The sequence below is a fragment of the Halalkalibacter lacteus genome (assembly GCF_036663595.1).
Classification (GTDB): domain Bacteria; phylum Bacillota; class Bacilli; order Bacillales; family Bacillaceae_D; genus Halalkalibacter; species Halalkalibacter lacteus.
Map to the genome: position 1 here is coordinate 1 of NZ_JAWRVL010000251.1, position 266 is coordinate 266.

The 266-nt window shown below is 65.8% G+C and carries 1 protein-coding gene; it reads right to left on the minus strand.

Features of this window, described 5'->3' with window-relative positions:
• The coding region (locus SAZ04_RS22255; RefSeq protein ID WP_431309053.1) for a hypothetical protein at positions 1-266 on the minus strand (266 nt) is incomplete at both ends.

The window sequence follows — 266 nt, forward strand, 5'->3', positions numbered from 1 at the left end:
TCCCGCCGAGCTATCCACGGCTTGAGCGCATCGGCGTAGTAGTGGATGTGGTCGATGACGAAGCCGGTGCGGGTCAGCGTGCGGCGGATGATGGGCAGAAAATCGACCAGAAAAGCCGTAGCGCGAGTGATGACGGTTGGCACGCCGGTCCGCGTGATAGCTTCGGCCCAGCGCGCGGCCGGCGGTTGGAGCAGGCCGTTGTGCACGGAGCCGTGATAGGTGCCGACCGCCAATGTGAGCCAGCGCTCCAGCTCGCGCAGTGTCAG